A 24,996-nucleotide genomic window follows, 5' to 3' on the forward strand; every position below is an offset into this window, starting at 1 on the left:
TCTGAAGTAGTTTTCAGACGGCCTTTTGTTTATCGATAATGTTGACCCGTCAACATAAACTTAAATTTCAAAAGGACAAAAATAAAAAAGACTTGAATCAATCAAGTCTTTATATCCTTATCAAGAATGGCGGAAGCGGTGAGATTCGAACTCACGGAGGGCTATCAACCCTCGACGGTTTTCAAGACCGTTGCATTAAACCGCTCTGCCACGCTTCCGTTCTTGAAGCCGTAATACTAATGGAACTTACGGCCTTTGCCAAGAGGTATTTTAGAAAAAATATCTAGGATTCTGTTTTTATTTAGATTGTTCTTCACGCATGAATACCCATTCGGCTTCGTTTGAAGCTGCTTCATTGAATGAATAGCCCTCGTAGTCGAAATTTTTGAGCATTTCAGGATCGGTAATGCCGTGTTTTGCCGCGTAGCGCACCATCAAACCGCGCGCACGTTTGGCGTAGAAGCTGATGATTTTGTATTTGCCGTTTTTCTCGTCTTTAAAAATCGGCGTAATCAGGCGTGCGTTGAGTTTTTTGGTGTTGACGGATTTGAAATATTCTTGTGAGGCGAGGTTGATTAAGACATCGCTGTCGGCCTGCTTCAGCGTTTGGTTGAGCAGGTCGGTGATTTTATCGCCCCAAAATTCGTAGAGGTTTTTGCCGCGCGAGTTGGCAAAGGCTGTGCCCATTTCCAAGCGGTAGGGCTGCATCAAGTCGAGCGGGCGCAGTACGCCGTATAAGCCGGAGAGCAGGCGGACGTGTTGTTGCAGGTAGTCGATTTGTTCCGGCTTGAGCGTATCGGCGGCGATGCCTTCGTAGACGTCGCCGTTGAACATAAATACGGCTTGTTTGGCGTTTTCAGGCGTAAACGGCGTGTGCCATACGGCATTGCGTTCGGCGTTGAGCAGGGCGATTTTGTCGGAAACATGCATCAGCTCGGCGATTTGTTGAGGGGCAAGCTGGCGCAACTCTTGCATCAGGATTTCTGCTTCGGGCAAAAGGTCGGGCTGGGTAAAGCTGCTGACGGGGGAGGGGTCTTTTTCGTTGAGGTTTTTGGCTGGGGATAAGACAAAAAACATGATAATTTCGGCTTTGAAATGAATAATGTGTGGAATTGTAGGTTTAAAATCGGGGAAGAACAAGACGGGCTAAACGCATTAATTGAATGCTTTTATTGAAACGTATTTCTGTTGAAAGTAAAATTCGAAGCTTCCACCTGATTCTGACATTTCTACTTGAGGAGAATATCATGTCTAAAACCATTATCCATACCGACAAAGCCCCTGCCGCGATTGGCGCATACAGCCAAGCAGTCCGCGCAGGCGATACGGTTTATATGAGCGGTCAGATTCCTTTGGATCCGGCTACGATGACTGTGGTCGGCAATGGCGACTTCCGTGCCGAAGCAGTGCAAGTATTTAAAAACCTGCAAGTCGTAGCCGAAGCGGCCGGCGGTTCTTTAAACGATATCGTCAAACTCAATGCTTATTTGACTGATTTGGCCAACTTTTCCGTATTCAATGAAGTGATGGCAGAATTTATCGAGCAACCTTTCCCGGCGCGTGCGGCGGTTGGCGTGGCCAGCCTGCCTAAAGGCGTTCAGGTTGAAGCAGAGGCTGTATTGGTTTTAAATGCATAATTGATGTTTTCAGACGGCCTGGGCTGGGCTTGAGGCCGTCTGAAAAGAATAACAACGGAAAACAATAATAATGGCACATTACGCAATCGGAGATATTCAAGGCTGTTTTGACGAGCTGACTTTATTGCTTGCCAAAATCGGCTTTAATCATGGTACGGACACCCTTTGGCTGGTTGGTGATATTGTCAATCGCGGCCCGAAGTCCTTGGAAACCCTGAAATTTGCCAAAGAGCATGACAGCAGTGTGCAAATGGTTTTGGGCAATCATGATTTACATCTTTTGGCAGTCGGTTGCGGTGAAGGAACGCTTAAGCGCAGTGATACGGTTGAGCCGATTTTGACCCATCCCGATAGTTATGCCATGCTTGACTGGCTGCGTCATCAGCCGCTGTTGGTGCGCGGTGACAGACATGTGATGGTGCATGCCGGTATTTTGCCGCAATGGTCGGTTGATAAGGCTGAAAGTCTTGCTCGTGAAGCTGAGGCTGAATTGCAAGGTAAAAAATACAGGAAATTTTTTGGCAAAATGTACGGCAACAAGCCGACCGAGTGGGCGGACGATTTGACAGGCTATGAGCGCCTACGCATGATTATCAACGTCTTTACCCGTATGCGTGCGCTGACGTACAAAGGCGAATTGGATTATGAATATAAATCCACTCTGAAAAAAATGCCGCTTTACCTGCGCCCTTGGTTTAAAGCGCCCAATAGGCAGAATTTGGATTATATTACCGTGTTCGGACATTGGTCGTCATTGGGCTACGTTAATACCGATCAGGTTATCGCTTTGGATACCGGCGCGTTGTGGGGCGGAGAGCTGACAGCGGTCAATTTGGATACCAATGAAGTGATACAGGTACCGTCCTTGGGCGGATTGGATTGGAAAACGGCATTGAAATAGTTTGGATAAGATAAAAGGCCGTCTGAAATGTTTCAGACGGCCTTTTGTATTGGTTAATCCAGAGAAGGCAGGAGTTTATCCGGATTCATAATGCCATAAGGGTCAAGCTGATTTTTGATGGCATGCATCAGCATGAGTTCGGCCTGCGTACGCACGCGGGGCAGCCAATGTTTTTTGATGATGCCTACGCCGTGTTCTGCGGCAATCGTGCCGTGGCAGGCAAGGATGTTTTCATAAACAATGGTATTGACGGCGTCTTCGTATTGGTAGGCTTCGTTACTCAATACGTTGGGCAAAAACGTATTGTAATGCAGGCTGCCGTCGCCTAAATGTCCAAAGCAGACAATTTGTATGCCGGGAAAACGGATTTCCAAGGCAGGGGCGCATTGGCGGACAAAGGTGGCCACTTGGGCGATAGGGACGGCGATGTCGTGTTTGATGCTGGTGCCGAGTTTGCGTTGGGAAGCGGAAATATTTTCACGCAAGGTCCATAAGTCGGAGCGCTCTTGCTCGGATTGCGCCAAAATGCTGTTTTCCCATCCGCTTTGATAGAGAAATTCGGCAAGCTTTTCATCCAGTCCGGCATCGGGAACGGAATCTGCAAGTTCTATCAAAATATGCCATTCCGCATCGGCAGGCTTTTTGAGTTGGCTGAATTCCGAAGATAAATCGAGGGCGAAGCGGCTGATTAGCTCGAAGCTGGTCAAGCGCTCGGCAAAATAACCTTGCACCGCAGTCAAAAGCGAGACGGCGGATTCAATATCGTCTAAACCTACCCATGCGGTCGCTTTGGTTTTGGGCTGGGCAAAGAGTTTGAGTGTGGCGGCGGTAATGATGCCCAATGTTCCTTCGTTGCCGATAAAAAGATGGCGTAAGTCGTAGCCGGTCGTGTTTTTGTGCAGGGGCTGAAGGTGGGAAACCAGTTCGCCGTTTGGTAACACGACTTCCAAACCCAATACCAAATCGCGCATGCTGCCGTAACGCAAGACATTTAAACCGCCGGCATTACAGGCGATATTGCCGCCGATTTGGCAAGAGCCTTCGCTGGCAAGGCTGAGCGGAAACAGTCGTCCGGCTTCGGTTGCTGCCTTTTGAGCATTTTGCAAAATCACGCCTGCTTCAACCGTCATGCTGTTGTCGGCAAGGTTGATATCGCGGATGCGGTTTAGCTTGGAGAGGTTGAGCAGTACACCTTCGGTGGTTACCGTTGCGCCGCATAATCCGGTATTGCCGCCTTGCGGGGTTACGTGGATGCGGTTTTCAAAACAGAAACGCATGATTTTCTGCACGCTTTCGATAGAGTTCGGCTGTAAGACAATATCCGGCGAAGAAACAAAACGGCGGCGTTGGTCGTTTAACAAGGCAGGAGTGGCTTCGATGATTTCAGAGGCGGAAAGAAACTCAGCAAAACGGTCGTGAAGGTGCATGGCAGTCAGGCAGAAAAGTCGGGAAGGGGAGTGTGAGGAATGTAAAAAAGCAGGATACACAATGGTATCCTGCTTTTCTTATATTCAAAAGAATATTATTTAGCAGCTTCAGAAGCAGCAGCTTCAGTAGCAGATGCAGCGGCTTCAGTAGCAGATGCAGCAGCTTCAGTAGCAGAAGCAGCGGCTTCAGTAGCTTCGGTAGCAGCAGAAGCAGCGGCTTCAGTAGCAGATGCAGCAGCTTCAGTAGCAGAAGCAGCGGCTTCAGAAGCAGCAGAAGCGGCAGTTTCAGCAGCTTTATCAGCACCGCCACAAGCGGCCAAAGCTAAAGACAACAAAGCAGCAGCGAACAGAGATTTTTTCATTTTTGAGGACCTTTTTAAATCGATTTAAACATTTAAACTAAAAATAGCCGTCAAACGGCCTGTACAGTAGAAATTCATTGCTGAATTTTCGTTATTATGCCCCACGGGGTGGGCCAATGCAACGTTGCTTAACCGTTTGCGGATTAAAATCAATACAAAATTAGCGAAAATAATGTAAATCAGGGAGGCAGATAAAAAATCATCTAAAAATATTCATAATTAATGAACTTTTAAAAAGTTGTTTATATTCAATAATTTGATTATTTTTAACTATTGTTGGTTTTAAGGATTTAGAATGTTTTTGCGTTTGGGAAGTTTTTTGTAATTTAGCAACTTTGTGTTGTGAAAAAGCAACTTTTATGGGTTGGAATCATTCAATTTGGTTTTTTATATGGGCTTTTTTGGTTTTGTTGTGTTTGCCAAAAGTATTTGTTTAAGGTAAACCGATTGTTTAGTTACAGCTGTGATAGAATAGCCTGGACTTGACTTTTAAATATTGATTAAGGACGACATGATGTCTATTGTTAAAAATTCCGTAGTTTCCCTGCATTATGAAATGTACGATGCAAACAACCAGTTGTTGGACAAAACCGAAGAGCCGATTGCTTACCTGCATGGCGGTTATGACGGTATTTTCCCTTTGGTGGAAGAAGCGTTGCACGGCAAAAATGTAGGCGATACTGTTGAAGTGGCTTTGTCGCCTGATGATGCCTTCGGCGAGCAAGATCCTGAGCTGGTACGTATTGAAGATGTAAGCGTATTTCCTGTTGAAGTTGAAGTCGGCATGATGTTTGAAGCCGATGATCCGGAAACAGGCGATGTATTGATTTATCGTGTAACCGATGTTGCCGACGGTAAAGCCGTAGTGGACGGCAACCATCCTTTGGCCGGTATGAAAGTATTGTTCAAAGCGACCGTTGAAGGTGTACGCGATGCGACTGAGGAAGAAATTGCCCACGGCCACGTACATGGCCCGCACGGTCATCACCACCACTAATCAGGCTTGAAGTATGATAAAGGCCGTCTGAAAAGGAATGAAACCTTCCTTTTCAGACGGCCTTTAAGTTTTTACAAGACAGATAAATAGGAAATTTTGGCGCAGGTCAAATCAAGCAGGGAAATATGGATTTTGTTAGAAACTACAATGAATTACATGTAACGGTGCGACACAATCTGTATTAAGATTCAGATATTGGTAAAACAGGCAGAATGCAATGAGTGAAACATTGGAGCAGCAGGCTGTAGAGGCCGGTATTGATTTAGGCTACCACGACATCAACGGTATATATCATGCGACCAAACCTGAAGTGTTGGAATCGATCGTTGCTGTTTTGGACAAAAGCAAACCGGATTCAGACGGCCTTTATCTGAATACGATGGTCGCGCATGAAAACGGCGAAGAATCTTTACAGATGCCGTCTGAATTTCATGGTGCGGAAGCGGTCGTATTGAGTGATGAGGCGGATGAGTGCCAGAGCTTGACTTTATATCCGGGCGACAACGATACGCTTTGGATTAAGCTGCCCCGACTGGCTTGCGGTTATTACACTTTGTCGGCTGAGACCGGCGGCAAATGTCGCCTTATACGCCTGATTGTTGCGCCTGAATCGGTTTACCAACCCAAACTGCTTGCCAATGGCGGTCGGATGAATGGCTTGACCATGCATTTGTACAGCCTGCGTTCCGAGCGCAACTGGGGCATAGGCGACTTTACTGATTTGCTGAACCTGATGAAATATGCGGCAGAGAAAAAGCTGGATTTTGTCGGTATCAACCCTTTGCACGCCTTGTTTACCAGCAAGCCTGCCTTTGCCAGCCCGTATAGCCCTTCTTCGCGCGAATGGCTCAATCCGATTTACTCAGCCTTGCACAAATCATCATTCCTGCCGCCGATTTGCACGAACAAATCTCACTGGCAGGTACGGAAGCATCCGGTACCAGTAACATGAAATTTGCCCTCAACGGCGCAATCTGTATGGGTACGCTGGACGGCGCGAACGTTGAGATTTTGGAAAAAGTCGGCGCGGACAACTGCTATATCTTCGGTAACACCGTAGAACAAGTCGAAGAAATCCGCCGCAACGGCTACGACCCGTTGATCTATATCGAGCGAGACAGCGACCTGCGCCGCGTCGTCAACCAAATCAGCCAAGGCACTTTCTCTCCGGAAGAGCCAAACCGCTACAACGACGTGTTGCAACCATACGGCGACTTCTATCAGCTGATGGCGGATTTCCGCAGCTACATTGACACGCAATACAAAGCGGACGAACACTACCGCAACGTATCCGCATGGCGCAAATCAGCCTTGATCAACATCGCCAACATGGGCTTCTTCTCATCCGACCGCTCCATCGCCGACTACTGCCGCGATATTTGGTACATCAAACCATTGAGTGAAAAAGAATTGCCCGGCAGAAATTAAGCGTTAAGCAGATAGCGAAAGCCGATACATCGGAAAGGTGTATCGGCTTTTTTTAGACGGCATGATATAGAAACGAGTAAAACAGCATGGTTATATCGCTGTTTTAGCGTATTTCTAGATGACTCAATTTAAAACCGATATTTAAAACCCAACAGCCATTCGTTTTGGCGGTAGCGGTAATACACCGCGTTGCTGTGTGCGATTGTTCGCCTGAAACGCAGTTCGGGATATACGCCTTTGATATTCCATTGAGGAAAACCCGCCGCAGCCATCATGATGTATTGCTTGTCGCGCCGCCGTTTGTTATCGCTGACGAAACTTGCCGCGTCATACAGGCTGCGGCGGTAGAGCAGGATGGCGTTTAAATAAGTACCGCCCGGAAACAGCCTATACGTGCCCAGCCGCGCCGTATATTCTTTGCTGGAAGAGGATTTTTCGGGATAGGCTTTGCGGGCGGCATCGAAGTTGGCAAGCAGGCCGCTTTTGGGCGTGATGGAAAATTCCGCCCCCGCGCCCAGTTCGTATTGTTTGTAGTCGGCAAAATAATCTTTGCTTTTTCCGCCGTATCCGGTTTTTTTCGCTCCGGCACGGGCATTGATGCGCCAGCGCGCGGAGAGTGCGCGCGACCAGTCGGCATCCGCGCCCCATGCGCGGTAGTGGGTGTGGCGGTTGCGGAAGTCGTATTCGAAATAGGGCAGCAGGGAAAAGGAGGAGCGTGCGTCGGCATAGGCATATCCCGCGTAAAGCGAACCGTTGTGATAGCCGTAATCCGGCATGGCCGCCGAATCTTTGTCTTTTTCCGTGTAGCGGTTGCCGTACAGCACGCCGCGCACCTGTACGCCGTGATGCCCTTTGAGCGGGACGGTTTTTTCGGCGGTCGCGCTATAGGATGAGAAGGTCGAATCCGTTGGCGCGGGCAGGGTGCGCTCCATCAGGCACATGCCCGCGATTTCCCACACGCATTGGCTGATGCCGTTGCCTTGGTTTACATTGCTGTTGTAGCCGTAGCCTAGGCTGATTTGGCCGTGCCGGCGGCGGCGTTTACCCAGTTCGGACAGGTAGTTTTCCACGATGGGGCGGGTTTCTGCGGGAATATCCGTTTTCAGAACTTTCTCAAACGCGGCGGCGGACTCTTTGTTTTGGTTGTCTTCGGCATAAAACCGCCCCGCTTCGAGCAGCAGGCGTGGATTGCCGGGTTCTGCTGCCAAGGCCGTCTGAAAACTGTTCCCCGCCGCGCGGAAATCCCCTTCGTCCCGTTTTTGCAGTGCATCGGCCAAATGAATCAGCGCGGGTTTGTGCCGGGGCAGTTTGGCGTAGCGGGCAGCGAACTGCCGCACCTTGTGCCACTGCCGCGCGTTGAGGGCGTGGTAAATCGCGCTTTCCAGTTCTTCCGCCGTGTCGCCGACTTGGTAGACTGTACCGTCTATCATGATGTAGCCGTCGTTTTCTCCCACTTCCCCGTGTGCCTGCTCCGTGTCCAGCCAGCCGCTTTCGCGGTATTGCTGCGTTTGGCGGCCGCTTTCGTCCAGCAGGCGGCGGCGTTCGTCTGCGGCATCGTCGGACGGGGCAGCAAGGCAGACCGTACAGAGCGGCAGGAAAAGCAGGCAGAGGCGGTAGGTCATGGGATAGGGTCCTTTGGGCAGGGAGGCCGTCTGAAAGAAGTCGGATTCGATAAAACCAAAGCGGGATGCAGACTACGGTCAAGCTGCATCCCGTGGTATTCTTGACAATTTGGGCTTATTGTTTGCGGCCGCCGAAGGCAATGTCTTTATCGACACCCGCGCGGTCAACGATGCCGGCCAGGGCTTCCGCGCCGCTGCCGTAGAAGCGGCCGGTAATATGTTCGTTTGCCTTGCCGTTGTCAAATGTGCCGTTGCTCCGAATATTGGTACCGGCGAAGTTTACACTGTCGCCTGGACGGGAGATACTGCCTGTCAGTGAACCTGACCCTGTTCCGTAGTTGGCGGTAAGTGTACCGGTGTAGAAATCGTTGCGGCCGGGAGTGTGTTTGTTCACGCCCAATACATTGTATTTAGCATTAACGAGCTTCGGCATATTTCGGGTCGGGTTGTCGCCCACATACCAAACGGTGCGTTTGCCGTCCGCCATATTCAAATCCGTGCTGTTTTGCGGCGGATTGCCTTTGCGCGGCGCCCATTCGCCGAAGAACACGTTGCCGTCGCTGCCGTTCATACCCGGCACCTTGGCGATGACTAGGCCGCCGAACTTGGGTGCGGCGGGAATGGCCGGTTCAGCCATCTGGCGCACGCTGTACACTTCGGTGTTGTTGTGGCGGTTTTCATACCACACCTGACCTAGTTTCGGGTTGTAGAACCAGCCGATAACCGGGGCGACATCGCGCAACGTCAGATAATGAGGATTGCGCGTGCCGTCCACATTGGCATACGGATCAGTACCGTTAATTGGTATCGGTGTCTGATTGCGGTCATTATATTTGGCGCGGATATGTTGTACCGGGCCTTTTTCCAAATTGATGGTTGTGGAGAATCCGTTACCGGCATTAAACGACAACCCTGCTTGACCGTCTCCAAAAGGCAGTCGGTCAGATTTATTAGTCCGTACTGCCTGCGAATTGGAAGTTCCTCCCATACCATCATTTTGACCGCTGTCAGCCACAGCCACACCGAAGACGCCGCACAGTACGGCGGCCAACAGGGTTTGTTTACGCATAGACATAATAGTCTCCTTATCAAAAAAGTTGTTGAACAAAAAACATCCGCTTTGTTGCCGCCCGAAGGCGGAAAAAACGGTAAAAACCCTTGCCCCGAAAGGCGGGGTGGTCGGGTTTGTGTTGTTCCGTGATGCGTCTGTATCGTTATCGTTCTGCCGGCCTGTTTTCGGCCGGTGTACCGGGCAGGCTACCTGAAAATTCCGGCTGTATAGCAAACAGTGTTTTTCAGGTAGCCTTTATGGCTAGAACTTGGCAGTCAGCCCGAAGGTAACCGTCCGACCCGGCCCGGGTGCGGGCACGTTGGACATCGGGTCGAGATAGTAGCGGTTGGTCAGATTGGTAATGCCTAAGTTGACGTTGAGGTTTTTGTGCACCTGATAGCGGCCGTACATATCCCAAGTCAGCGACGACCGCCAATGGTAGGGTTTGCCGGTTGTTCTGAAGATGACACCCAAATCCTTTTGCAGCAGTTGGTCGTATTGCTTGGTATTGACGCTGCTGTGGTAGATGCCGCGCAGGCCGAGTTCCAATTTTTCACCCAACAGGCGCACCCCGGCATCCAGATTAATCGAATATTTGGGTTGCACGGCCTGATAGCCGCGCGTGCTGCCGTAGCCGCCTTCGATGCAATCCGGTACGCCCTTGTAGCCATACGGATCAAATTCAATGGCGGTATCGCGGTCGCACATCTGCTGCTTCAGGCGGTAGGTGGCACCGAGCGCGGCGAAGAAGCGGCCGGTGTCGATGCGGCTCTGCCATTCCAGCCCGGCGGTATCCTTGCGGTCGTATTGCACGGTGCGGAAATGGTCGGTGGTTTCGATCACGTTTTCAATCCGGTTGCGGTAGTAGGTCAGGCGCACATCGCCGGCGCGCAGCCGGCTCCAATACGGGGCGAAATTAAAGCTGTAGCCGATTTCCCAGCTGCGGCTGCGCTCCGGCTTGAAACGGAAGTTCGGCGCCTTCGGCTTGCCGATATAGGATAAGTCGTTATGGAAGCTGCCGACCTCATATACGCTGGGGAAGCGGGTCATCTGCGCGTAGCGCACAAACAGGCGGCTGTTGTCGGTCAGGTCGTAGCTGACGGCAATGGTCGGCGCCCAGGCATGGGCACGGATCGGCTTGGGCGGTGCCCAGTGTTGCTCCTCGGTATAATTGCGGTAAAGGATGCCGTTTCGAATTTGATCAGGGCCAACTTGGGGCAAGTCCCCCACCTTGCCTGCCCGAAGCATCGCACAGCCGGGCACCCCTTTATCGCATTCATGCGTATGATCGAGCCTTCCAGAATAGTCGCCCTCTGCCCAATAGCGGTTATAGCGCCCGCTTAAACCCTGCGGGTTGTCTACTTTTTCTTCAAACATACCGAAGCGGTGGTGTTGATCCCATACCCTGCTGTCCAGTTTGCCATTGACATAGGGGACGAACACCGGATGAACCCGATACAAGGGGACATCAGGATGAGTAAGAGGAGGTGCGAATACATGGTAGCTATAATTTACAAGCCCATTACTATCAATCCGGCGATACGCGTCCGTGTAGTATTGGTCTGGATATCTTTGGTATTTGGGCAAGTTATACCTGGCACCATGTGCCTGTATGGCCTGCTCGGCGGCGGCAATGGCGGCGATATTGCCCGATTGGTAAGCCTGCCGGCGCTGTTCGGCCACCGCATCCCAGTCGCGCTGCTCCTGATCCCCCACCAGCTCCATATAAGCTAAGGAAACCCCGTCTTCGTAGATACTTATGCCGCTGCCCGCCTGATAGCGCGGGTCGCGGCGGGCGCGGCCTTCGGCCAGGGCGGTATCGAAGCCCCGGAAGTTGTGGTAGCGGATGCCGGCGGAGATTTTCAGGCGGTCGGTGGCCTGCCAGTCGAACACCAGGTTCGTCCCCCATTCGCGCCGCTCGCCGCCCCTGGGCCCGGCCAGCTTGGTCAGGCCGGAGACCATGCCGGCCAGATTGAACAGGTCTTTTGAATTGACGATTTCCACTTCTTCCTCCAGCTTTTCTTTCTGATAGTCGGCGGACAGGGTCATGTTCAGGCGCGGATGCAGGCGGAAGCGGTTGTTCAGGTCGAATCCGGTGCGGCTGACGCTGGTTTTCTGCTCGGCGCCGGAGAGTACGCGGAACCGCCCGTTGTCGTTGGGCAGCAGCTGCATCACTTCTTCTTTGCTCATGCCGCTGATGCCGAAATCATTCATCAGGTTGTTGCAGCTGCTGTAGTTGTCGACGTGATCGGGCGGAAGTTGTCCGCGTTTGGTACACCAGTACCAGGCATCATAATAGGGGTCGGGGCGGGCGGAAGACAAAGCCATGCCGCCGCTCTGGTGGCGGGTGCTGTCGGTTTTGATGCGCCACAGGTTGGCCTGCAGGTCAACCCAGCGGCTGTTTTCCGGCTTCCAAGCCCAGCCGAGCTTGTAGGTATCGGTGCGGATAGAGGAATCGATGCTCTGCGCCTGTGGCGACAGTTCTCTGGGGCGGCTGGTATCGTTGTGCTCCTCCATATTCATCACATAGGTGGTGTGGAAGGGGTTGATTTCGCCGAAGCGCACGTCGGTGCGCATATATTGCCAGCCGAGCCGATGGCTGCCGGGCAGGTGCCAGTTGTTTTTCAACAGCAGGGTTTTGGTTTCGGTGTTGCTGTTGAGCACTTCCACCCCGGGGTGGTAGACCTTGGCCATATTGGGTACGAAGGTGGCAGAGTTTTTGCAGTTGAAATCGCTGCCGCCTTGGTCGTAGCATTTTTGCAGGTCGTATACCGGATTATTCAGGTAGCCTTCCGCTCCCTTGGTGCCGGCAAAGTAGTTGCCTTTGTTGCGGTAGCTGTAGGCGGCCAGGCCGTCTGAAAGTTCGGTTTTGAAGGCGGCGGCGGCCATATAACTGCGGTCGCCGCCGAAGCGCCAGTTGTCGCGGCCGCTTTTGTGTGCGGGCGGGGTAAAGTTGTCTACCACCAACGCCTGCGGGCTTTGCTGGCCGGTGAGCGGGTCGACACCGCCGCCCGCGCCGTCGGCGGTGGCACCGAGCGGCAGGGTGCGGTAGTCTTCCCAGCCCAGCCATTGGTTGAGGTTGTTGGCCGGGCGGCGGCTGTTGTTGGCAAACTCGGTTTTCAGCTGGAAGCCGAATTTCTGCCCTTCCGGCACGATGTCGTCGGCTTCGATGGTGCGGATGGTGACCGCGCCGCCGACGCCCGATTTCACGCCGCGCGTGAGGGCGGGGCTTTTTTCCACCGCGATGCTGCGGAACAGGGCGGGGTCGAGGTAGTTGCGGTCGCCCACGCCGTAGTTGTTCATCCATACGTCGATAGTCTGCTCGGTGCCGTCAATGGTAACCGGGATGCGGCCTTTGCCGGTGATGCCGCGGATATTGGGCGTAATCGCGCCGCCGGCGGTACGGGTGTTCATGTTGTATACGCCGTTGAGGCCTTTGAGCACGTCGCCGGCGGATTGGACGCGGTAGCGTTCGAGGTATTCCTTGCCGACATAGGCGTTGGAGACGTTTTTGTAATACACGTCGTCCGCGCCTTTTTGGTCGTTGGTACGTTTGCCACTGACAACAACAGTATCCAATTCCTGGTATTGTTCTGGTCGAGCTGAGGCTTCGATGGTATCAGCAACGGTTAATGTACTGAATGCGCTGGCAAGGCTGAGAATGATTATTTTGGGTTTGGGAGTAAAAGCAGACATAGTTTCTCTTTGTTAAGAACTTAATATAAGAGGTTAACATACTCTTTTATATAAAAAATATAAAATTTTTAAATATTATTAATATTTATATTATAATTGATTATTCTTATCATTATTGAAATAATCTAATAAATAGTCGTTTTTATCATAATTTTTTTTGGATAATATTCAGATAAATAGAGATATGAAAAGGCCGTCTGAAAACTTTCAGACGGCCTTTTGTTTTATTTGCTTTGAGAATCAATCAAGCAAGATTATTTTTCAGCTTCTTCAAAACCGACGACTTCGAGGCCGAAGCCGGTGAGACCGGTGAAGGATGAAGGCTGGCCGAGGACGCGCAGTTTTTTGACGTTGAGGCCGGCGAGGATTTGTGCGCCTATGCCGTAGCTTTTGCTGTCCCATTTGTAGGCTTGGTTTGCGCCTTTGGGCAGGGTGCGGTCGAGCAGGGTGGCGCCGTCTTCGGTACGGTGCAGGAGGATGACTACGCCGCTTTCGGCTTGTTGGATGCGCTCAAGTGCTTTGGGCAATGACCAGGAATGGCGCGGGTTGGCTTGGATGAAGTCCATCACGCTGAAGGGTTCGTGGACGCGGACAAGGGTTTCTTCGTCGGCGGTTGGTGTGCCTTTGACGAGGGCGAGGTGGGTTTCGCCGGAGAGTTTGTCGACGTAAACGTGTTGTTGGAACTCGCCCCACGGGGTTTGTACGGGTGAGTTGCCCATGTCTTCGAGCAGGCTTTCGGTGCGGCTGCGGTATTCGATGAGGTCGGTAATGGTGCCGATTTTGAGGTTGTGTTCTTCGGAGAACTTCATCAGTTCGGGCATACGCGCCATGGTGCCGTCGTCGTTGATGATTTCGCAGATGACGGCGGCGGGAATCAGACCGTTCATTTGTGCCAGGTCAACGCCGGCTTCTGTGTGTCCGGCGCGGACGAGTACGCCGCCTTTTTGGGCGCGCAGTGGGAAGATGTGGCCGGGTTGGACGATGTCTTCTGGTTTGGCGGATGGGGAAACGGCGGTTTGAATGGTCAGGGCGCGGTCGGCGGCGGAAATGCCGGTGGTAATGCCGTGGGCGGCTTCGATGGAGACGGTAAAGTTGGTGCCGTATTGTGCGCCGTTTTTCTGGGTCATCATGGGCAGGCCGAGTTTTTCGACCATTTCGCCGTCCATCGGCAGGCAGACCAAGCCGCGTGCGTTTTTGATCATGAAGTTGATGGCTTCTGGGGTAACGAATTGGGCGGCCATCAGCAAGTCGCCTTCGTTTTCGCGGTCTTCGGCATCGGTGATGATGACCATTTTGCCGGCTTTGATGTCTGCTAGGATTTCGGGAATGGTGGAGATGTGGGACATGGTATTTCTTTCTTGGCTGATGGTGGGGGCGTGGCGGTCTTGGTGGTCTTGATCCAGCCACATGTCAGGCATATTGGCTGCCTGTTCGATTTTTCGGGCTTTTTTCTCGCCGAAAGATTTGTTTTTCAGCAGGGCGGACAGCTCGCCTTGGTTGATGGAGATGTCTTGGGCAAACTTGGTCTGCTGGCCGTTGTGGTGTTGTGTTATCCATTGCCGCAGGTTGTGGCGGCGCAGGTCGGTGGTATTCATGATGAGATGAAATTGAATTGTGTGTAATGGATTGTAGTCTTGTCTTTACCAAAAGGCAAACTTTGTTTATTGGAATTTTTTTATTACTTTTTGGTAATAAGTTTTAATGTTTCAGACGGCCTGGGTATGGCTTGAAATTGACGGTTTTGGGAGAATATGGGGAATGTTTTGATGATTATTTTAACGGGGGATGTTTGAAATGAAAATGCTTGGGCGCGGATTGGTCGTGCTGGTGTTGTGTGCGCTGACGGCTGCGGGCGGCTGGTTTTATGCCCTGCATGGTCAGAACGAAGAACATCAGGTTTTGTCCCGTGAGGGGGTTTTGATGCAGATTAAGCAGATGAACCGCTTGGAAAGTACGGCATTTTATATCGATACGATTATCCGTACGGAGAAAAAAGGGGATTGGCGCAGGCTGTGGCAGGATTCGCAAAGCGGTATTTTTATTGTGCGCGGTAAGGTGTTGGCCGGTTTGGATTTGGACAAGTTGGGCGCGGACAATGTCAATATTGTGGACGATAAGGTAATTATCAGTCTGCCGACGGTGGAAATCTTGAGCGTGGATTTGGAAAATATCGAAGTGTACGATATTCAGACCGGCTCGTTTAATTTGCTGCCTATGGATAAGTCTGTATTTAAGACGGTGCAGGAAGAGGCGAAACGGCAGGTATTGCAAAGCGCGTGTAAGGCTGAGATTTTGGAACATGCCAACCGTCAGGCGCAAACGCAGTTGGAAAACCTGTTTGCATTGACGCAGACGAAGGTGTCCGTCTATCCGGCTGCGGTAGGGAAGTGCGGTTAAATAGATTGCTTGAAAAGATAAGGCCGTCTGAAAAAATTTCAGACGGCCTTTGTTTCATCAAGCCATTTAACCGCGTCGTAAAACGGCGGTATTGATGTATTTTTGAATACCGGTGGCAATGGCTTGGGCGCATTGTTGGCGGAAGGATTCGCTGCCGAGCAGCCGCTCTTCGGTAGGGTTGGAGAGGAAGGCGGTTTCCACCAGAATGGACGGAACATCCGGCGCGCGGAGGACGGCAAAGTTAGCCTCGTCAACGCGGCCTTTGTGTAATTGGTTGAGCTTGCCTAATTCGGTCAAGACGGAATGGCCGAGCTTGCGGCTGTCGCGCAGGGTCGCGGTTTGGGTCATGTCTAAAATGGCGTTGTCGACATTGGGGTTGCCGCTGGTTTGTACACCGCCGATGGCATCGGCGTTGTTTTGGGTTTGGGCAAGGAATTTTGCCGCCGAGCTGGTCGCGCCTTTGGTATTGAGCATATATACGCCGGTACCGCGAGCGGACGGGCTGGTAAAGGCATCGGCGTGGATGGATACGAATACGTCGGCGTTACGCGCACGACCTTTGGCAACACGTACGCCCAATGGGATAAAGATGTCTTCGTTGCGCGTCATGAATACGTTGTAACCTAAGGCTTCGAGGCGTTTTTTGGTTTCGCGGGCGATGGAGAGTACGACGTTTTTTTCTTTGAGGCCGCTCGGGCCGATTGCGCCGGGGTCTTCGCCGCCATGGCCGGGATCGATCATAATCACAGGACGGCGGTTGCCGCCGCTGCCGCGATTGCTTTTAGGGGCAGGGGTGTCGTATGCGATATTGGTATTCGGACGTTGTTTGGGGATATTGCCGTTGAGCAAGGCCATCATCGGGTCGTTGGCATCTGCGCCATGCGGATAGAGGTCGATAACCAAGCGGTTTTTGAAGTTGCCGACGGGTGCGAGTGCAAAGACTTGCGGATGGGTGCTTTGTTTCAGGTCGATAACGATACGCACGGTGTTGGGCGTATTTTGACCGGCGCGAATGCTGCGGATAAAAGGGTCGTTAGACAGTACTTTGCTGGAAATGCCTTGCAGGACGCTGTTGATTTCCGCTCCTTGAATATCCACGACCAACCGGCTGGGGTTGTCCAACATAAAATGTTGGTATTTCATCGAGTGGTTGCTCTCAAGGGTAACGCGTGTGTAGGCGTGCGCCGGCCAAATGCGGACGGCAAGGAATTGCGCAGGAGAGGCCGGTTTGGCCAATGCGGCACCAACGGGCGTGAGGGTGAGAAATAGTCCTGTGCCTTGACGGAGAATGTGTCTTCTAGTTAATTTGACCATAATTCTAAACTTTTTCGGCCTTGGTTTGTGTGGGCGGAAAAGGTGCAGGTTCTGCCCTTATCGGTGTACGTCAATGTAATGGTAATGTCTGCCGGAGGCGTGAATTCCCCACCTTGCTGCGGCCATTCGATGAGGCAGACGCTGTCGGGCGCAAACAATTCGTCCAAACCGGCATCTTCCCATTCCTCGGGCATGGTAAAGCGGTAGAGGTCGAAATGGTGGAGGGTGAATGCATCCAGCGGATAAGATTCGACAATGGTGTAAGTCGGGCTTTTGACTGCGCCCGTATGTCCCAGTCCGCGCAAAATCCCGCGTGTCAGCGTGGTTTTGCCTGCACCCAGCCCGCCTTCAAGATAGATGGTCAGTGGAGCGGAAAGTTGCTTGCTCCATTCTTCACCCAGTTTCAGGGTTGCTTCTTCATCGGGCAGAAAACGGGTGTACAGTCCGTTTGAGTGCATGGGAATAGGCCTTGTCGTTCAAAAGGCTTAATTATGATGGAATTGGCGGCGTTTGCAAACCTGATAGACGATAAAGTTAGATAAAGATAGTGTTGAGGCCGTCTGAAAACGGAATTCAGACGGCCTTTAATGTTAAAATGAAAATATCCCTCACAAAATTGCGAGACAGCTTATGCCTTTATCTATAGACGAACAATTATTGCCGCACCGCAATGCCATCGACAGCATCGATGCGGAAATCCTCCGCTTGCTCAACGAGCGCGCCGGTCATGCGCATGCTATCGGCGAATTGAAAGGGAAAGGCGCGGTGTACCGTCCTGAACGGGAAGTGGCCGTTTTGCGCCGGATTCAGGATTTGAACCACGGCCCTTTGCCTAATGAATCGGTCACCCGGCTGTTTCGCGAGATTATGAGCGAATGTTTGGCAGTGGAGCGTCCGTTGACGATTGCCTATTTGGGCCCGAAGGGAACATTTACCCAGCAAGCCGCCATCAAACATTTCGGCCACGCCGCACACACCATGGCGTGTACCACCATCGACAACTGCTTCAAACAAGTTGAAACGCGTCAAGCCGATTATTTGGTGGCGCCGGTAGAAAATTCGACCGAAGGTTCGGTGGGGCGCACTTTGGACTTGCTGGCCGTAACTGCGTTGAAAGCCTGCGGCGAAGTGGTTGTCCGCATTCATCACAACCTGCTGCGTAAAGACAGCCACGAAATCGGCGGCATTACCAAAGTTTTCGCCCATGCCCAAGCCTTGGCGCAATGCAACGACTGGCTCGGCCGCAACCTGCCCAATGCCGAGCGTATCGCCGTAGCCAGCAATGCCGAAGCAGCGCGTTTGGTTGCCGAATCTGACAGCCCGAATGTGGCTGCCATTGCCGGACGTATCGCCGCGGAAATTTATCAGTTGAGTTTTGCCGCCGAGTGCATCGAAGACGAACCGAACAACACCACGCGCTTCTTGGTGATGGGTCATCAAGAAACCGGCCGCAGCGGCAACGACAAAACCTCTTTGGTCGTATCTGCGCCCAACCGTGCCGGTGCCGTTACTTCCTTGTTGCAACCCTTCACCGAGTTGGGCATTTCCATGACCAAATTTGAAAGCCGCCCAAGCAAATCGGTTTTGTGGGAATACCTGTTCTTCATAGATATCGAAGGCCATCAAAGCGATGAAAATGTCCAAAAAGCCTTGCAGCTTTTGGGCGAACGCGCTTCCTTCGTGAAAGTTGTCGGCTCTTATTCGACCGTTGTTTTGTAAGGATTATTGGGTATAAAAGGCCGTCTGAAAATATTCAGACGGCCTTTTATCGTTTTATCGATTAGCGTTCGCTTAACGCTTGTTTCATACGCGTAATTGGTTTGATCAGGTATTGGAAGATGGTTTTTTCACCGGTTTTGATGTCCACCGTTGCAACCATGCCCGGAATAATCGGCATAGGTTTGCCGTTTTTGTCTTTCAGGGAGTTGTTTTCAGTTTGGACGAGAACACGGTAATAGACTTGGTTCGGGTCAAGTTTCAAGTCGTTGGCACGGTTTTGCATGGAGTTGCTGACGGTATCGGCGCCGACGAGGGTAACTTTGCCTTCTAAACCTCCGTAGATGGAGTAGTCATAGGCACTGACTTTAACCAATGCAGGTTGGCCTGCGCGGATAAAGGCGATGTCTTGCGGACGGATATAGGCTTCGACCAGCAGTTTGTCGTCAACGGGGATGATTTGCATGATGTCTTCGCCTGCATTCACAACGCCGCCGATGGTGGTGACTTTTATGCCTTTGACGATGCCGCGCATAGGCGCACGGATTTGCGAGCGTTCAACCGGATCGGCACGCATGGCAACGTTTTCTTTGGATTGCGCCAGCTCGGATTCGGCTTGCAAGAGTTCGTTGTTGGCATCGGCTTTGTAGCGGTTGCGGCGTTCGGAGATTTGGGTGGCCAAGTCTGCGGAATCGCGGCGCATTCTTAAAAGTTCGACTTCGGAAACCACGCCTTCGGCAACCATCGGTGCGGTAATGGCGATTTCGCGGTCAAGCGCGGCCTTGCTTTGGGAGAGGCCGCTGACGGCATCGGTCATGGCTTGACGGCGTGCTTTGTAGGCGGCAATTTCGCGACGGCGAAGCTCAGGGCCCACGCTGTCAGGGAAGGAAAGCTTGATGCCGTAGGCTTCGGCTTTAAGACGGGCAATAGTGGCTTCGAGGTTTTCGACTTTGGCTTCGCTTTCTCGTAAAACGGCAGAGCTGCGCGTGTCGTCGAGTTTCATCAGAATCTGATCTTTCTCAACCATGTCGCCTTCTTTAACCATGATTTCGGTTACGATGCCGGGGTCGAGGCTTTGGATTACTTGCTCACGGCTGCTGGGAATGATATTGCCGTTGCCGCGGGTCACTTCTTCGACAGGGCTGTTGTATGCCCAGACGACGAAGACAATCAGGAAAAGGAAGAATAGGATGATGACCCAAAATTGGCCGCTGTGTTTTTCTTTTTGAAGGGCGGCATTGAGGTCGTTGATGAGGTGTAGGTCTTTGGATTTGACGTTGTTTTCGCGGCTCATAATCGTGTATCTTTATTGTGTTTGGTGGATTTTAACCATTAGGGCAGGCCGTCTGAAAGGGTAAGTAGGTTTCAGACGGCCTTTTGCTTTATTGTGCTGCCGATTGAGGGGCGGCGGCAGCTTGTTGTTGCTGCTGTTTGACTGCAGCAGCTTGTTGCTGTTGTTTGACGTTGGCTGCTTTGGCCTGTTCGTTTTGCATGAGTTTTTGCAATACCAGATCACGCGGGCCGTCCATCACGACTTTGCCATTGTCCATCACAATGATTCGGTTGACGATTTGCAGCACTTGCGGACGGTGGGTCACCAAAAGCATGGTGCGGTTGCGGCCCCATTGGGCAATGGCATTGAGCGCCATACGCTCAGTGGCTTGATCCAGGCTGGTGGTCGGCTCGTCCAGCAAGACGACTCTCGGGTTGCGCAAGGTCATGCGCGCCAGGGCGATGATTTGTTTTTGACCGCCGGACAAGCCCAAGCCGTCTTCACCCAGAGGCATATCCAAACCGCGCGGATGGTTGCGGATGATTTTGTCGAGGCCGAAGCGGTTGAGTGCAGTCAGTAAGTCTTGGTCGGTAGAGTAGCTGCCGGTACGTGCCAAGTCCATGTTTTCACGCAATGTGCCGAGGAACAGGCGTGGCGATTGGCTCAGCAGCAGGACTTGATCGCGCAGGAAGTTGGGGTCAAGCTGGCGCATATCGACTCCGTCAAGGGTAACGTTGCCTTTTTCAGTGTCGTACAGACCGCTGGCCAGTTTGAGCATGGTGCTTTTACCGCTGCCGATGCGGCCCAAAATACCGACTTTTTCGCCCGGTTTGATGGTCAGGCGTAAATCTTCGACGGCACTGTTGTTGTCGGCTTGATATTTGAACGATACGTTTTCAAAGGTAATGCTGCCTTGAACGTTGTCCAAAGTAATGTATTTGCGTTCCGGATTGCGCTCGATAGGGCGGGTAACGATATCGTTTACGCCTTTGAGGGCAAGTTTGGCCTGTTGGAAGCGGGTCGCCAGACCGGCGATTTGTGCCAACGGCGCCAAGGCGCGGCCGGACAGAATCACGGAGGCAATCAATGCACCCATGGTGATGCGTTCCGCATGGTTGTCGGCATGAATCAGATAGGTACCGACGACGACCAAAAAGACGGTATTGAGCTGCTGCATGGCAACGGCGAAGTTGACCATGAAGTTGCTGGTGTCTTTGACTTTGATGGAAGAAGCGGAAGTTTTAGCGGTGTATTCGTCCCAACGTTGTTGCGCCCAAGATGTGGCGTTGTTGGTTTTCAGGGTTTCGATGCCTTCGATGGCTTCAACGGCAAGGCCGGAACGTTGCGAACCTTCTTTCATCGATTCGTTGATGTGGCGAGAGAGCGGGCGTTGTACGACAAAACCGACAATCACGACAATCGGAATGATGGTCAAGGGAACGAGTGCCAGTTTGCCGCCGACCATGGAAATCACGAAGATAAACAGCAACAGGAAAGGCAAGTCGACAATAGTCAACAAGCTGGCACTGGTCATGAACTCGCGCACGGCTTCAAATTCGCGCAGGTTGCTGGCGTATGAACCGGAAGAAGCAGGACGGTCTGCCAGACGCAATGCCATCACGCGGCGGAACAGGGCGGAGCTGATGATCAAATCGGCTTTTTTACCGGCAATATCGGTCAAGTGGCCGCGAATCATCTTGGCGGCAAATTCAAACAAAATCGCCAAGACCACGCCGATGCTCAATACCCACAAGGTTTCATAGGCCTGGTTGGGAATCACGCGGTCGTACACGTTCATCACATACAGGGAGCTGACGAGCGCAAGGAAGTTGATGATGATGGTGGCCAAAATGACTTGGTAGTAGTAGCTGCGGAAACGCCAAATGACTTTCCAAAACCATGCTTTGGGCAGATGGTATTCAGGCAACTCCGAGCGCATATCGGTCGCCATTTTAGGTTTGATAAACCAGCAGTAGCCCAAATACAGGCCGGAGAGCTGCTCATGGCTGAGTTCCTGTTCCAAACCGTCAACCTGGCGGATATGGTATTTGCGCTCTTGGCCGGAGCCTTCGATTTGGGTGATGACCGCAGCCTCTTCGTTGTGCAGGATAATCATGACCGGCACGGCGAGCGAGGGGATGTCTTCCAGATTGCGTTTGGATAAGGTATTTTCAAAGCCGTGGCTGCGCAGGACTTCGACCAGTGAGTGATAGTTGACTTTGAGCTTTTTGTCGCGTACGACTTCGGCGGACAAAGCGGCTTCGGATACGGGCGCACCCAAAAGGCGGGTCACTAAAACGATGTGTTCAATGATGGCTTTCATATTTTTTCGCGTAATGTTTTTGGTTTAACCGGCGGATATGGCTTTATTTTTGTGCCAAACCGACCCAAGCGGAGATTTTGGCCTGGGTATTTAAATAGTCGAGTGCCGCATCGCGGAAATCGTTGCGGGCGGCAACGTAATCCTGTTCGATGGAGGATAACTCGCTGTATGCGCTCAAAACGTCGGTCAGCGTACGTCGGGCGATTTTAAACTGCAATTCGTACACTTTGATGACTTCTTTTTGGGCGGCGATGTGTTGCGCCGTCAGCACGGTACGCTGTTCGCTTTCCTGCATATCGATGGCGGATGTTTGAACGCGTTCGTTCATGTCGCGCAGGATTTGTTCGGACTTGGCTTCTGCGGCAATCAATGATTTGGCATTGCGTTCCACATTGTGGCGTGCGGCAATATCCAGCACATTCCATGCAACGTTTAAATAAAGCTGTCTGGTGTTGCGCGTTGCACTGCCTTCCAAATTGAGGGCAGGCAGGCGTTCGGCTTTGGAAGCGTCCAAATCGGCACGGACGCTGTCGCGTTCGGCCAATTGCGCCTGATAGGACGGATTGTTGTTGCGGTTGGGGTTGTTGAAGCGTTCGCTGATGGATTTCGCCGTGTCGTTTTTAAACGGATCTTCCAAGTCGTTGGCAGTCAGCTGGCGCGAGGTATAGCGGGACAGGCGGCTCAGTGCCAAATCCATGGTGCGGCGTTGTTGGGCAATGATGTTTGCCACTTGCAGTTGGCGCGCGCGCGCTTCAATCAGCTCGGAACGGCGGCCGGCATCATATTTGACGATGGTGTCCAAGTCTTTTAAGAGGTTGTTGTGGCGCGCCAAAGTCTGTTCGTTGAGGACCAGGGTTTCTTTTGCACGCAATGCGCTCAGATAGAGGCGGCCGATATCGCTGCCCAGCTGCTCTTGGCTTTCGGTGTATTTGTGTTGATAGTATTCTTCGCGGCTGCGGTCGCGGCGGACGGCGGCTTCAATCGCTCCCCATGAGTAGATGTTTACGCTGCCACGAACGCCGACACCGTCTTTCATATCGTTGCTGGAATATTTATTGTGTTGCGCCAGCACTTTCGTGCCGGTCAGGGTCACGACAGGATAATGACGCGCACGCGTGGCTTTGGTCGTGCTTTGCGCTGCTTCTTGAGTGGCTTTGGCTTCACGCACAATCGGGTCGCTGACTAAAGCGTCCCTGAGGATGTCTTGCAGGCTGTATGCAGAGGCCGTCTGAAACGGCAACAGACAGCAGGCAACGGCAACGGCCGATAACAAGAAACGGGGCTTTGTGGGGGAAGAATAACTATGCGACATGATTTTTAACCAAATGATTTATATATTATCGTTGTCTGTATCGGGTATCGCCTGAGGCATGACCGGGCGAATTTTGAACGAGAACGCATACATTTACAAAGCATAAAACATTTTTTCCAGCTTTTCACAATATTCTGATAAAAGGTCGAGATACATGCCTTAAAGTATATTATTGCAGAGCGCGACTATCGTATTTAATGATTTTAATGTAAAAAATCTATCAAAAAAGGCCGTCTGAAAGGATTTCAGACGGCCTTTTTTTCAACCTTAATCCTTACGTTGCAATACGGCGGCAAAGAAGCCGTCGGTTTGGTGTTCTCCAGAGTTGAGGCGCAGGTATTTTCCGGTATCCAAATCAATCTTCAGGCTTTGCAGCAGTTCGGCGCAGTTGACGAGTTCAAACTCGGGATGCTCGGACAGGAAACGTTCGACTTGCAGCTCGTTTTCTTCCGGCAACACGCTACAGGTGGCGTACACCAAGCGGCCTTGAGGTTTCACCAGTTTGGAGGCGGCATCGAGGATGCTGTGTTGCTGTTCCAAAAGGTTGGCCACGGTCTCGGCGGATTGGCGGTATTTGAGGTCGGGATTACGACGCAGCGTGCCTAAGCCGGAGCAGGGAGCGTCCACCAACACACGGTCGGCTTTGCCTGCCAGTCGGGCGATACGGGTGTCGTGTTCGCTGCTGATGCGTTCGGGGTGGATATTGGTCAGTCCGGCGCGGGTCATGCGCGGTTTGAGGTTGGCAAGGCGTTTTTCGGCGATGTCGAAGGCGTAGATTCTGCCTTTGTTGGCCATTTGCGCGCCGACAGCCAAGGTTTTACCGCCGGCACCGGCGCAGAAATCGACAATGATTTCGCCGCGTTTTGCGCCCACCAATAAGGCAAGCAGTTGGCTACCTTCGTCTTGAACTTCCAGCGTGCCGTCCAAAAACAGCTCATGTTTGTTAAGCGCGATTTTGTTTTTCAGGCGGATGCCCCAAGGCGAATAAGGCGTGGCCTCTGCATCGGCACTTTCGGCTTGCAACAATGGCAATACTTTGTCGCGTTTGCCTTTCAAGGTATTGACGCGGATGTCGAGCGGGGCAGGTTGGTTGATACTGCGGCCGAAAGCGAGGATTTCTTCTTCGCTCCAATGCTGTTGCAGTTGTTCTACCAGCCATTGCGGCAATTCTGCGGCGGTATTCAGGCCGTCTGAAAACTCGGTTTTACGGGCTTTCAAATTGCCGAGGAACTCTGTTTCTTCTTCATCAAGCAGGTCTTTGATTTGGCTGATGTTGGTGCTTCTGCCGAGAACCAGTGCGGCGAGTGCGGCTTTGCGCGGTTGCGCGTGCGGACGGCGCAGGGCGGTACTGATTTTTTGATAGTGGCGCAGCGCGGCAAAGGCGGTTTCGGCGATTTCGTGGCGGTCTTGGCGGCCGAGCTTTTTGTGTTCGCGGAAATAGGCGGAGAGGACGGCATCGGAAGGCTGTTTGAAAGTCAGCATTTCAGCCAAAACTTTGGCGGTATGGTCGAGTTGTGCGGCGTTCATAATGTAATGGGTT

General features: G+C 52.0%; 19 protein-coding genes, 1 tRNA gene and 1 pseudogene. 7 read left to right on the top strand and 14 right to left on the bottom strand.

Translation table 11 applies throughout. The annotated features are described in order from the left end of the window. Window positions 1-127: 127 nt before the first annotated feature. Both FAH66_RS02235 and yaaA read right to left on the bottom strand, forming a co-directional pair. Window positions 128-218 (bottom strand) — tRNA-Ser (locus FAH66_RS02235). A 79-nt stretch (window positions 219-297) separates the two neighbouring features. After that, on the bottom strand, window positions 298-1,077 hold the full coding sequence (yaaA, locus tag FAH66_RS02240) for a peroxide stress protein YaaA (protein WP_137040553.1): 780 nt from the start codon (window positions 1,075-1,077) through the stop codon (window positions 298-300). Window positions 1,078-1,247: 170 nt separating this feature from the next. On the opposite strand from yaaA, the gene FAH66_RS02245 reads away from it, so the two are divergent. Further along, window positions 1,248-1,637 (top strand): RidA family protein, encoded by a 390-nt coding sequence (locus FAH66_RS02245; RefSeq protein ID WP_137040554.1) that lies wholly within the window; start codon window positions 1,248-1,250, stop codon window positions 1,635-1,637. A 70-nt stretch (window positions 1,638-1,707) separates the two neighbouring features. After that, window positions 1,708-2,538, top strand: coding sequence for a symmetrical bis(5'-nucleosyl)-tetraphosphatase (locus tag FAH66_RS02250; protein ID WP_070633481.1), 831 nt, complete (start codon window positions 1,708-1,710; stop codon window positions 2,536-2,538). A gap of 53 nt (window positions 2,539-2,591) precedes the next feature. Here FAH66_RS02250 and FAH66_RS02255 read toward each other — a convergent pair whose 3' ends face one another. Both FAH66_RS02255 and FAH66_RS02260 read right to left on the bottom strand, forming a co-directional pair. Further along, the gene (locus tag FAH66_RS02255) at window positions 2,592-3,965 is read right to left on the bottom strand and encodes an FAD-binding oxidoreductase (RefSeq protein ID WP_137041594.1); all 1,374 of its coding nucleotides are present in this window, start codon (window positions 3,963-3,965) and stop codon (window positions 2,592-2,594) included. A 95-nt stretch (window positions 3,966-4,060) separates the two neighbouring features. After that, window positions 4,061-4,327 (bottom strand): hypothetical protein, encoded by a 267-nt coding sequence (locus FAH66_RS02260; protein ID WP_003683138.1) that lies wholly within the window; start codon window positions 4,325-4,327, stop codon window positions 4,061-4,063. A 514-nt stretch (window positions 4,328-4,841) separates the two neighbouring features. Between FAH66_RS02260 and FAH66_RS02265 the strand changes: the two genes are divergently transcribed. From FAH66_RS02265 to FAH66_RS02275, 3 genes and pseudogenes are all read left to right on the top strand, one after another. Then, a complete protein-coding gene (locus FAH66_RS02265; protein WP_003683125.1) occupies window positions 4,842-5,324 on the top strand; it encodes an FKBP-type peptidyl-prolyl cis-trans isomerase in 483 nt (160 codons plus the stop codon). Between the two features lie 664 nt (window positions 5,325-5,988). Further along, window positions 5,989-6,276, top strand: a complete 288-nt coding sequence (locus FAH66_RS10970) for a 4-alpha-glucanotransferase (RefSeq protein ID WP_244285043.1) — start codon at window positions 5,989-5,991, stop codon at window positions 6,274-6,276. Beyond that, window positions 6,186-6,752: pseudogene (locus FAH66_RS02275) on the top strand (glycogen/starch/alpha-glucan phosphorylase); the annotation flags it as partial. The gene FAH66_RS10970 and the pseudogene FAH66_RS02275, both read left to right, overlap by 91 nt. Before the next feature lie 128 nt (window positions 6,753-6,880). Here the strand turns inward: FAH66_RS02275 and FAH66_RS02280 are convergent. The 4 genes from FAH66_RS02280 to ribBA all read right to left on the bottom strand — a co-directional run bounded on the left by FAH66_RS02280 (window position 6,881) and on the right by ribBA (window position 14,716). Then, window positions 6,881-8,374, bottom strand: coding sequence for a surface lipoprotein assembly modifier (locus FAH66_RS02280; protein WP_137040555.1), 1,494 nt, complete (start codon window positions 8,372-8,374; stop codon window positions 6,881-6,883). A 115-nt stretch (window positions 8,375-8,489) separates the two neighbouring features. Continuing rightward, window positions 8,490-9,449, bottom strand: a complete 960-nt coding sequence (locus FAH66_RS02285; RefSeq protein WP_137040556.1) for a Slam-dependent surface lipoprotein — start codon at window positions 9,447-9,449, stop codon at window positions 8,490-8,492. 237 nt (window positions 9,450-9,686) lie between these two features. After that, window positions 9,687-13,121 (bottom strand): TonB-dependent receptor domain-containing protein, encoded by a 3,435-nt coding sequence (locus tag FAH66_RS02290; protein WP_137040557.1) that lies wholly within the window; start codon window positions 13,119-13,121, stop codon window positions 9,687-9,689. A gap of 254 nt (window positions 13,122-13,375) precedes the next feature. Continuing rightward, a complete protein-coding gene (ribBA, locus tag FAH66_RS02295; RefSeq protein WP_137040558.1) occupies window positions 13,376-14,716 on the bottom strand; it encodes a bifunctional 3,4-dihydroxy-2-butanone-4-phosphate synthase/GTP cyclohydrolase II in 1,341 nt (446 codons plus the stop codon). Between the two features lie 190 nt (window positions 14,717-14,906). Between ribBA and FAH66_RS02300 the strand changes: the two genes are divergently transcribed. Beyond that, window positions 14,907-15,518: a DUF4230 domain-containing protein gene (locus tag FAH66_RS02300; protein ID WP_137040559.1), complete on the top strand. Its 612-nt coding sequence runs from the start codon at window positions 14,907-14,909 to the stop codon at window positions 15,516-15,518. A gap of 66 nt (window positions 15,519-15,584) precedes the next feature. On the opposite strand, the gene FAH66_RS02305 is transcribed toward FAH66_RS02300, so the two are convergent. Together FAH66_RS02305 and tsaE are read right to left on the bottom strand one after the other, a co-directional pair. Continuing rightward, complete coding sequence (locus FAH66_RS02305) at window positions 15,585-16,832, bottom strand: N-acetylmuramoyl-L-alanine amidase (protein WP_036472323.1); 1,248 nt, start codon at window positions 16,830-16,832, stop codon at window positions 15,585-15,587. Continuing rightward, window positions 16,820-17,290: a tRNA (adenosine(37)-N6)-threonylcarbamoyltransferase complex ATPase subunit type 1 TsaE gene (gene tsaE, locus FAH66_RS02310; RefSeq protein WP_137040560.1), complete on the bottom strand. Its 471-nt coding sequence runs from the start codon at window positions 17,288-17,290 to the stop codon at window positions 16,820-16,822. Before tsaE ends, FAH66_RS02305 begins: the two co-directional genes overlap by 13 nt. A 172-nt stretch (window positions 17,291-17,462) precedes the next feature. Between tsaE and pheA the strand changes: the two genes are divergently transcribed. Continuing rightward, window positions 17,463-18,551 carry a prephenate dehydratase gene (gene pheA / locus FAH66_RS02315; protein ID WP_137040561.1) on the top strand — a complete coding sequence of 363 codons (1,089 nt, stop codon included), beginning with the start codon at window positions 17,463-17,465 and terminating at the stop codon, window positions 18,549-18,551. A 61-nt stretch (window positions 18,552-18,612) separates the two neighbouring features. On the opposite strand, the gene FAH66_RS02320 is transcribed toward pheA, so the two are convergent. The 4 genes from FAH66_RS02320 to FAH66_RS02335 form a co-directional block, all read right to left on the bottom strand. After that, entirely contained in the window at window positions 18,613-19,842 is a 1,230-nt protein-coding gene (locus tag FAH66_RS02320; RefSeq protein ID WP_049329225.1) for an HlyD family type I secretion periplasmic adaptor subunit, read from the bottom strand. Between the two features lie 88 nt (window positions 19,843-19,930). Beyond that, window positions 19,931-22,144 (bottom strand): type I secretion system permease/ATPase, encoded by a 2,214-nt coding sequence (locus FAH66_RS02325; protein WP_137040562.1) that lies wholly within the window; start codon window positions 22,142-22,144, stop codon window positions 19,931-19,933. Between the two features lie 43 nt (window positions 22,145-22,187). Continuing rightward, window positions 22,188-23,417 carry a TolC family protein gene (locus FAH66_RS02330; protein ID WP_137040563.1) on the bottom strand — a complete coding sequence of 410 codons (1,230 nt, stop codon included), beginning with the start codon at window positions 23,415-23,417 and terminating at the stop codon, window positions 22,188-22,190. A 306-nt stretch (window positions 23,418-23,723) separates the two neighbouring features. Further along, window positions 23,724-24,983, bottom strand: a complete 1,260-nt coding sequence (locus FAH66_RS02335; protein WP_137040564.1) for an RsmB/NOP family class I SAM-dependent RNA methyltransferase — start codon at window positions 24,981-24,983, stop codon at window positions 23,724-23,726. Between the last annotated feature and the right edge of the window lie 13 nt (window positions 24,984-24,996).

Origin of the sequence: Neisseria subflava, from assembly GCF_005221305.1 — a bacterium.
Taxonomy (GTDB): domain Bacteria; phylum Pseudomonadota; class Gammaproteobacteria; order Burkholderiales; family Neisseriaceae; genus Neisseria; species Neisseria subflava.